The sequence below is a fragment of the Muricoccus vinaceus genome (genome assembly GCF_042433125.1).
GTDB lineage: Bacteria > Pseudomonadota > Alphaproteobacteria > Acetobacterales > Acetobacteraceae > Roseomonas > Roseomonas vinacea.
This window is the reverse complement of the sequence record NZ_JBHLVZ010000031.1, coordinates 1-8,476: the sequence shown is the minus strand read 5'-3', so window position 1 is coordinate 8,476 and position 8,476 is coordinate 1. Positions and strand designations below refer to the sequence as shown.

The window sequence follows — 8,476 nt, the reverse complement described above, 5'->3', positions numbered from 1 at the left end:
TCGGCCGTGCCGGCGAGCACGGGCGTGTTGTCCCCGGTCAGCGCCGGCGAGGTGATGCCGGGCGCGACAGGTCGAACGTTATCCACGACTACAATCGTGAGTGCTTGCTGAGTTGTGCCGCCGTTGCCATCATCTGCGTTGACCAGCACGCTGTAGCTGCCAGCGCTCATGGTCGCGGAGTTCACCGCGGACAGTGATGTGCCGTTGATAGCAAAGAGGGCGTTGTCCGTGTCGCCAGGACCGGTCGCTAGGCTGTAAGTCAGGGTCGCGCTGTCAGGGTCGGTCGCGGACAACGTACCGACCAAGGCATTGACACCTGCAGACTGGTTCACCGTATCGGTGAGACCACCATCAAGTCGCACGGCGCTGGGAGCATCGTTGACGTTAGTGACGTTGAGCGAGCTTGTGGCACTCTTTTGGTCACCCGTACCGTCGGCCACATCGACGATGAGCTGGCGGGGCGGCACAGGCGAATCCGAGGTGCTCTCATAGGTGACCTGATCAGCAATGGCCTCGACCACCGCATCAATCACGCTTGAGGTCACGACTTGGAAGTTGTCGACGTACAGAGATCCCCCGACCGCCCGACCGCCAGTGAAATCATAAGTCCCAGCAACGAAGACAAAGAACCAGTTCCCCGATGTTGGAACTACGACGCTCTCTGTGGTCCAGGGCTTCACGCCGGAGTCATTGGCACCGGTCTCATCAAGGACGGTTACCGATTGCCCGGTATCGGCGTTCATGAGGTAGCCAAACGCGTCGTACGCGTCGCCGCCGGCGGCAGCCTTCCAGTCGAACTTCAGTACCTGCCCCGCGGCTGCGTTGAAGGTGTTGGAGTGCGCATAAGGCCCGTGAACGACATCGAAGCCGGCGGAAGTTTGCCCCGAATTGTACAACCGCAGCGAGGAAGTCCCTGCGGTGGCTTCGGTCGTTGAGACTTCGTGGCTATAAGTCATATTATTGATAGCACCGGCATCATCACCGGAACTAGGCGGATCCGTAACATCGTCCGGGCTAACGCGGCCGTTAATGACGGTCTGACCCAGAATCACGCGGTCCTGGCCTACAGTCCAGCCAGTGATGTTGCCACCTTCAAAGCTCGAATTGGTGAAGGCCGGGGTCGGAAAGGCCGTGAAGTTGACCTTCAGAGCTTGTCCATTCTGGCCATTCTCGACAGCATCGACCGTACCAACAACACTGCGGCTTACGCCGTCACCGAGATAAACCGCACTCCCCACCAACGAGATGGCACCAGCTGCGGTGCCGTCGGTCGCACTAGCCAGCTTTAGAACATCACCAGCATCCGGGTTGCTAATACCGAACCGGACCGATCCGCCGGCATAGCCGTTGCCGCCCGTAACAGTGACGTCCTTTGCGATGTGCTGAGCCGCATCTCCCTCAACATACGTTACAGGCGCACCCGCGCTAATGGTCGGCGCTGTGAGGACGCCCGGAAAGCTGACACTCTCAACAGGATCGGTCCTAACAACACCGCTCCGGCCAGCAAGCACCCAGTCACCGCCCAGCTCCGCTGCGCCTGTCAAAGTTGTGGAACCCGCCACGTTCGCGCCGGTGACTTCGCCCAACTCGGATAAGAATTTAAACCCAGCGCCACCCTGTGCGGTGCGGCAGCCATAAATGAGAATGTCGCCTCCAGGCTGAAGAGCCTGGCCGATTTCGGACCAGGCCGAGCGGGTCTCAGCACTTTGAAGATCGGCAAGGGTCAGGGTGGCCGAACCCAGGGTCAGGGCTCCTTGGCTTCCATGCCCAACAATGTGAATGGCAGCGTAACCAGCCTGCTGGGACGCCCAATGCACCATTTCGGCGAAGCCATCGGCGGCACCACCAACTGGAAGGATCTCGATGCCTGGGCGAACCCGGGCGAAGTCTGCCGCGATGAATTCCCAGTTCTCGACGGCCACGTCGATGAAGGCGACCTCCGGAGAAAGCCTGGATGCCACTCCGAAGCCACGTGCGGTAGAGCAGGCGGCGGCGTTGCTTCTCTCGACGAGAACCGAATAGGACATTCATCTCACCACTGGTTGTGCCCAGAAGATTTTTCACTTCTGCGCGATACAACTGGAGGTGTAGTCGACGATGTTTCGCTCCACCACGCGCTAAGTTGGAAGGAAATGTAAGGAGACCCATGTGGCTCGCTTGATCGCAACGCCTCAGTCTGCTTGGTGCGAATTCAGAACAATTCGAGCCGAGCCACGTCAGTCTGAAATTTGGGCCCACTCGGTGTTCTTTGACAGCGCTAGACAAGATGTCCGTCAGAGGCGGGGGTGGCCCGCCTCGAACTGTGCAGGATGATCGAGGGCGGAGTAGAGGGGTTGTCTGCCCGGTGTGCTACGTGGCTCCGCTCGCCAAGCCGAGATCGCTGCCTCCGTGAACCAGACGGTCAAGCTTCAGCGCTGCCGTAGGGCAGCGTCGTAGTCCGACCAGTTCGTCATTTTGTGCTGCTGCTTCGGGATGCGGTCCCGGCAGTCAGAGTTCGTTTTGAGCGACATGTTGGCATCCAAGCTGCGGGAACACAGACCTGGCGCGTAACTGCCCAGGCTTGCATCTCCAAGCCGCCGCTCCGTGCAACAAAATCCATCCGAGCAACAACGCCATACGCTGAATTGAAGGAAGCAATGGTCAATCAAGTGCGCTCAGGTGTTCGCGCAGCATCTCGGTCATTTCGGAACTATCGCCCCCCGTCAGCAGGGGCCAGTCCGCCACGCCTGGCAGGCGACCCGGATTGCGGCGCAGCAGCTCCACCTTGAGGAATGGAAAGCTCATGCAGCGGGGCAGTCCTCTCCAAAGATGGATAGTGGGATTCAGCGGCCAGCGGAGCATCATCTGTTGCATGGTGCAGGCCGAGGCGGCGCCGCGCGCGAACTGCGGCATCAACTCCGCGAGGTAGCGCCGCTCCTCCCAGTCCGCGAGGACTGCCTCCAGCGACCGGGCGTAGCCGAACAGGGCCGCGACACGGTGGCCGCGCTGGAGCAGGAACCGCGTGAGGCCGAACTCCCCCCGCTGCACGATGAGCCACTTCGCCGTGCTCAGGCGTAGCTGAGACAGGAACTGCAGCGTGTCGGCTGTGGCCGCGGCGCCGCGCACGAGGAGGAAGTAGCTCTGGATGTGCACGCCGCCCTGACGGCTTTCGGTCATGCCGACCGCGCCGAGCCCGAAGGCGCGCGCCCTTTCCAGCAGGGTCCCGAGCGGCCGGATAGGGCCCATGACGCTGTCGTTGACGAGCAGCAGCTCCTCGGGCGGGCAGGCGCCCAGCAGCAACAGCGCCGCGGAATCCCGCCAAGCACCAAAATCGAAGCCGAGATTGCGCCGTCGCAGCATCTGCCAACAGTGCTCGGAGGCGGCGCGCCAGCCTGCCTCGTCCACGCGCTCGGCGTTGCTGGCGAGCACGACGTCGAAGCCCTGCGCCCGGTAGGCCGCGAGCTGGGCCCGCACCATCGGCGAGATTCGCCCCGACGCCGCGTAGTGCAGGTAGAGCGCCACGCGCCGCCCGCCGCTCGCGGGCGGCGCCAGCCCCGGCTCGTTGCCGAGCACCTGCGAGCGCACGAGGCGGCGCGCCGCGAGCATGTCGGCCACCCGCGCCATCGCCACCTCGGTGCCGACCTCCAGCACGCGGCCGGCGAAGCGTAGAGGGGCCTGGTAGGCCAGCGCGTGCACTAGGCGCCGGGAGCCCCAGGGCAGCAGGACGAGCTCGGTCGGCTCCGGCGCGGCGCCGTCCGGCTCCGGCAGAACGGCAGCGGAGGGTACCCCCCGGCTGGTCCCGTCGTCCAAGACAGACCCGGCGGGGGTCGTCAGGGGGAGCGGTCCTTCAGGCAGCGCTCCAGGTCGCGCAGGATAACGTCGCGCCCGCGCGCGTCGATCGCGCCCACGGTCGCTGACCAGGCGGCAACGCCGGGCACCAGCCCCGGGTTATCGCGCAGCAGCTCGCGCTTAAGGAAGGGGCAGCCCTGCTCCAGCAGCACCTGCCACAGGTCGGCCGTTGGGTTCATCGGCACCCGCCCAAGCGCGAGGCCGAGCACGCGCCCCGCCGCGTGGCGGCGTATCTCGGCGAAGGGGTCTCGCGGCGCGGCGTCGCACCCCGCCTCGCGGCGCACGGCTCGCACCGCGGTGCCGTCCTCGACTTCCCATCGCTCCTCGCGCGACGTCTCCTCGCGCAGTCGCTCGATTAAGGTTGTGTAGGGCCACAGCGCCCGGCAGCGCAGCCCGGCTCCCAGCATGGCACGCGTCAGGCCGATCTCGAAGCGCGTCACCACCCACCACTTGGAGCGCACGTTGCCGACGCTGCTCCAGAAGCGCGGGAAAGCCGGGTGTGCCAGGGCGCGCGGCCCGAAGGCCACGAAGAAGGACTGCAGGTGGAAGCGGTGCTGCCAGCTGTCAGTGACGCTCCAGACATCAGCCGCCGCAAAGTCCATCCGTTCTAACGCCGGCCTGATTGGGCGCAGTGGGCCGTAGACGCTGTCGTTGGCGATCAGCAGCATCCGGGTGTCGGGGGCGGGCAAGGCGGCGGCGGCGATGGCGTCCCGCCAGGCCGCGAAGTCGTAGCCGAGATTGCGGCGGATCACGACGCGCGACGCCCGCGCGCGCACCCATTCCAGGTCCTCTGGCTCCAGGTGGCCGGCGTTGGTGACGAAGACCACGCCCAGCCGCTCGGCGCGCAGCGCCTCGACGTAGGCGCGGGTGTGCTCGCGGATCCGACCCGCGCCGTCGAAGTGGCAGAACACCGCGACGTGCGGGCCCGGCGGCCCAGCCAGCCCGGGTTCGTCGAACAGCACGGTGCTTCCGGTCTCCAGGTGCGACAGCGCGAAGGCCGCCCAGCCCCTGGCCCTGGCCAGGGGGCCGCGGACGCGCTGCCAGAGCCGGCGCGGCAGTCCCCGCAGCATCACGGCGCCGTCCCGCCCGGCCGCTGGGCGGCGCGCAGCGCCTCGGCCTCGTCCCAGCGGCCGAGCACCTCGAGCGCCAGCAGCTCGGCTTCCCGCGCCGGGCCCGGCAGCGTCTCGGCCGAGCCCCCCCGCCCCGCAGCGCGTGCCGCCGCCGCCGCATCGCCGAGGCGGCGCAGCAGCCCCAGCGCCCGCTCCGCGGCGGCTTCGGAGGTCTCGGCCGGCCGCTGCAACTCGCGCGCCGCAGCGCAGAACAACGCGTCCAGCTCGCCGTCCCCGAGGATCCCGCCGCCCCGCCCGACCGTCTCAACCGCATCCGCCAGGGTGTCAGAATCCTCCAGCCGCCCGGCGTTGACGAGGGACACGAACAGGCGGCGCCGGAAGGCGTCGGTGCGCAGGGGGCGGCCTTCGCGCCGCGCCGCGGCGTCGCCCGGCGCAGAGCCAAGGGCGGCGATGAGGGCGGGCACGCCGTCTGCCCCGCGCTCGGCCGCGCAGAGCAACGCCTCGGCCGAGGCCACCCAGGCCGCGTCCTCGGCGTCGCCGTCGTCGGTGCCAATCGCCCGGAGCGCAGCGCGCAGGCGGCCGACGGCGTCCGCGGCGTGCCGAAACAGCTTCTCCGTCGCCTCGCGCGACGCGCCGGCGAGAAGGCGGTGCAGGGCGCGGTGCAGCAGCACCGGGCCGAGGCAGAGCGGCTCGCGCGCGGCCAGGGCGTCCAGCGTCTCGGCCGAGGCGGGAGCAGGGACGGCCTCCCCGTCCTCCGCCGGGCGGGCGCCGAAGCGCCGCTCGCAGGCCGCCCCGAAGTGGTCCCACAGCGCGTCGGCCTCGGGCAGGTCGGCGGCGTTCACGGCCTCCCTGTAGGCGCGAGCGAGAAGGCCTAGCTGCAGATCGCCGCCGGCCTCTGCCGCCTCCGCCGCGTCCCGCAGGTACCGCCGGTAGTGGGGTCGGCCGGCGTCGTCTGCCTCCGGCGACGCCGCCGGGAGGGGCGCCGGGGTCGCTGCCCCGCCGCGCCGGGCGCGGGCGACCAGCGAGGAGCCCCCGGCGCGCCGGACCTCGACCTCCTCGAAGCCGGCGCCGCGGAGAAGGGCGGCGAGGCTCCCCTCGCTCTGCAGCACAAGGTGGTAGCCGATCGACAGCAGCGGCACGAGCAGGCCCGGCGGCGTGTCCGGCGCCACCGCCCCGAAGTCGGGGGTGGTGAGGACGAGGCTGCCGCCCTCCCGCAGGGCGCCGTGCAGCGTGCGGGCGAAATCGGGAGGGGAGGGCACATGCTCCAGCACCTCGGAAGCGGTCAGCACGTCGAAGCGGCCGGCGAAGGCCCTGTCCCCGGGCACAAGGTAGCGGGACTCGATCGGCAGACCGAGCTGCGCCCGTCCGGCGGCGGCGAAGGGGCCGGGATCCAGCCCCATCACCTCCCAGCCGAGGGCGCGGCGGGCGAAGTCGAGCCCGAAGCCGAAGCCGCAGCCGACCTCCAGCAGTCGCGAGCCAGGCGGGCGGCCGAGGGCCTCGAGGTTGGCGGTGATCCCCCAGAGCCCGGCGCCCTGCTGGAGGTAGAAGGCCATAGCGCCGCCCCCCCCGGGCGGCTCGGCGCCGTAGTCGGCCGCTTCGGCGGGATGGAAGAAGCCGCAGCCGCAAGCGCCGCAACGCAGCAGCGCCGCGCGGCCGTTCTGCCCCGTCCTGCCGGGCCAGGGCGCGCGCAGAGTTGCTCCCTTGGCCCCCACGTCGCCGCAGTTCGGGCAGGACGCTGCGGTGCCGCCCATCTGCGCTGCCTCCAACCATTCCAGCGCCTCAGCGGTGCCGGTGGGCCGCAGGGTGTATTCAGAGGCGGGCATGGGGTTGGGCAAAGGACCTGACCTTGAGCAGCGGGTCGCGCGTTCGTTATCCTCCGTCGCATCCTTCAGCGCGCGCGTCGAGAGGTAGCATCCGCGGAGGTGGTGGAAAATCCGGCGTGGTCCGGAGTGTAGGGCTTCCGTCGTCAGCAGATCGCGGTCGGTGCCGGACTCAACGCGTAGCACGGCACCGGCAAGCCTCACCTCGATTACGGGCGCCATAGGGGGCGGCGCATCGATCGGCTCAAGTGTCGGCGCCGCCCCCCCCTGCCACGATCGGCACAAAGCTCAACCACGCTATCACACCGGCACGCATCTCCCGCCGCCACGCGAACACCTGCTGTGAACAGACTTGTCAGCGCCGCGCCACCTCGGCCACGACCGCACCGGACTCCAGCGTCTCAGCGACGATCCGCGCCTTGTCATCGTCCGACCACTTCCGCCGACGGCCAGGCCCCGTCAAAATCTCGAGCCGGCGATACCCGCCACCCTTCGCGTCGTCATGAACGTCAACCATAACGTCTGCCCGAAGCTCCCCGCCCCAGGCCGACCCAGCACAATCACCGCCCGCGCCGAAAGATGGGCCTCGTCGCCGCGCTTACCGTCCTGACGCGCCGCGACGGCGCTGGCCCGCTGCTGGTCACTCAGCTTGGTCGCTCGTAGGCTGACAAGTCGACTGCCAGGTTGTTAGCGTCGTTTGGCAGGTCTGAACCTCAAGTGGAGTGACCTCATAGGAGCCTGAGGCCGTCCATCCCGTCACAGTCTTATCCACTGGCCGATCACCGGGACAGTGCGTCCAGGGAGAGCAGGTGACATGAGCGAAGCCAGGTTCACCAACATCATCGTCGGCTTCGACACCCACAAGCACACCCACGCCGCGGTGGCCATCACGCGGCTCGGAGAGTTGACGATACGGGTTGGGTCCGACGGTTGTCGCAAACTCGACGCCTGAGCCTGATCGCTCTGGCCCGTCCGCGACTTCGGCATCGAGGGCACCGGCTCTTATGGGGCCGGTCTGGCGCGCTTTCTCCACCAAGCAGGCCATGCCGTCCACGGGGTCAGCCGAGCCGGCCGAGGGCAGCGTCGTCAGTATGCCAAGACGGACCACCTCGACGCCGAGGCTGCCGCTCGTGCTGTGCTCAGCGGGCAAGCAACAACCCTGCCCAAGTCCGGCACGAGCGAAGTGGAAATGATCCGTCACCTCAAGGGCGGCCGCGATACAGCGGTAAAGGCACGGCAGCTGATCGAGAACTTCTTCGCAAAGCTCAAGCAGTTCCGCGCCATTGCCACTCGCGACGACAAGCTCCCACGCAACTTCCTCGACTCCATCAACCTCGCCGCGGCCTATTTCTGGCCCGTCTGAGGACACACCCTGATCTGGTCCTGCAAATTGCCAAAACTCACAAGTAATTGACAGAGTGCACTAAGGGCGGTATCTGCTTATCACATCCGGGTCGGTTGAATTCATATCGGTGCGCATATCTTATGATCAATGTGGAACGCTCAGATCACCTGCGTAGTGATTGCGGAATGCCGCAAATCGGCAAGGCTCCTCCTCTACTTACCGATGAAGCAGTCTCCGCTGTAGTAGCCGACGCCACGGTCCGCGCGCAATTTGATGCCGAGTTTTACCTCGAAAGCTACCCGGATGTTCGAGAGGCGCGCATAGATCCGTTTACCCACTTCATGGAGACCGGGTGGAAGGAAGGGCGCCGTCCAAGCCGAGAGTTCGACACCGAATTCTATCTCGTTAGCTAT

General features: G+C 67.3%; 6 protein-coding genes and 3 pseudogenes. 4 read left to right on the top strand and 5 right to left on the bottom strand.

The window, feature by feature from the left end:
- The 5 genes from ACFFIC_RS12580 to ACFFIC_RS12560 form a co-directional block, all read right to left on the bottom strand.
- A partial coding sequence (locus tag ACFFIC_RS12580; RefSeq protein WP_377050772.1) for a DUF4347 domain-containing protein occupies positions 1–2,027 on the bottom strand: 2,027 nt, incomplete at its 3' end.
- A 613-nt stretch (positions 2,028–2,640) separates the two neighbouring features.
- Positions 2,641–3,789 carry a rhamnan synthesis F family protein gene (locus ACFFIC_RS12575; RefSeq protein ID WP_377050770.1) on the bottom strand — a complete coding sequence of 383 codons (1,149 nt, stop codon included), beginning with the start codon at positions 3,787–3,789 and terminating at the stop codon, positions 2,641–2,643.
- Positions 3,790–3,809: 20 nt separating this feature from the next.
- Complete coding sequence (locus tag ACFFIC_RS12570; protein ID WP_377050774.1) at positions 3,810–4,898, bottom strand: rhamnan synthesis F family protein; 1,089 nt, start codon at positions 4,896–4,898, stop codon at positions 3,810–3,812.
- Entirely contained in the window at positions 4,898–6,721 is a 1,824-nt protein-coding gene (locus ACFFIC_RS12565; protein WP_377050768.1) for a class I SAM-dependent methyltransferase, read from the bottom strand. Before ACFFIC_RS12565 ends, ACFFIC_RS12570 begins: the two co-directional genes overlap by 1 nt.
- A 352-nt stretch (positions 6,722–7,073) precedes the next feature.
- Positions 7,074–7,235, bottom strand: coding sequence for a transposase (locus ACFFIC_RS12560; protein WP_377050766.1), 162 nt, complete (start codon positions 7,233–7,235; stop codon positions 7,074–7,076).
- A 297-nt stretch (positions 7,236–7,532) separates the two neighbouring features.
- On the opposite strand from ACFFIC_RS12560, the gene ACFFIC_RS12555 reads away from it, so the two are divergent.
- The 4 genes and pseudogenes from ACFFIC_RS12555 to ACFFIC_RS12540 all read left to right on the top strand — a co-directional run.
- Positions 7,533–7,670 (top strand): hypothetical protein, encoded by a 138-nt coding sequence (locus ACFFIC_RS12555; protein ID WP_377050764.1) that lies wholly within the window; start codon positions 7,533–7,535, stop codon positions 7,668–7,670.
- A 33-nt stretch (positions 7,671–7,703) separates the two neighbouring features.
- Positions 7,704–7,949: pseudogene (locus ACFFIC_RS12550) on the top strand (IS110 family transposase); the annotation flags it as partial.
- Between the two features lie 9 nt (positions 7,950–7,958).
- A pseudogene (locus ACFFIC_RS12545) lies at positions 7,959–8,081 on the top strand (IS5/IS1182 family transposase); the annotation flags it as partial.
- Between the two features lie 167 nt (positions 8,082–8,248).
- Positions 8,249–8,476, top strand: a pseudogene (locus ACFFIC_RS12540) (hypothetical protein); the annotation flags it as partial.

Excerpts from the sequence above, each read along its gene's own strand:
- ACFFIC_RS12570 (WP_377050774.1), bottom strand. The coding sequence starts at position 4,898 with ATGCTGCGGGGACTGCCGCGCCGGCTCTGGCAGCGCGTCCGCGGCCCC.
- ACFFIC_RS12565 (WP_377050768.1), bottom strand. The coding sequence starts at position 6,721 with ATGCCCGCCTCTGAATACACCCTGCGGCCCACCGGCACCGCTGAGGCG.
- ACFFIC_RS12560 (WP_377050766.1), bottom strand. The coding sequence starts at position 7,235 with ATGGTTGACGTTCATGACGACGCGAAGGGTGGCGGGTATCGCCGGCTC.
- ACFFIC_RS12555 (WP_377050764.1), top strand. The coding sequence starts at position 7,533 with ATGAGCGAAGCCAGGTTCACCAACATCATCGTCGGCTTCGACACCCAC.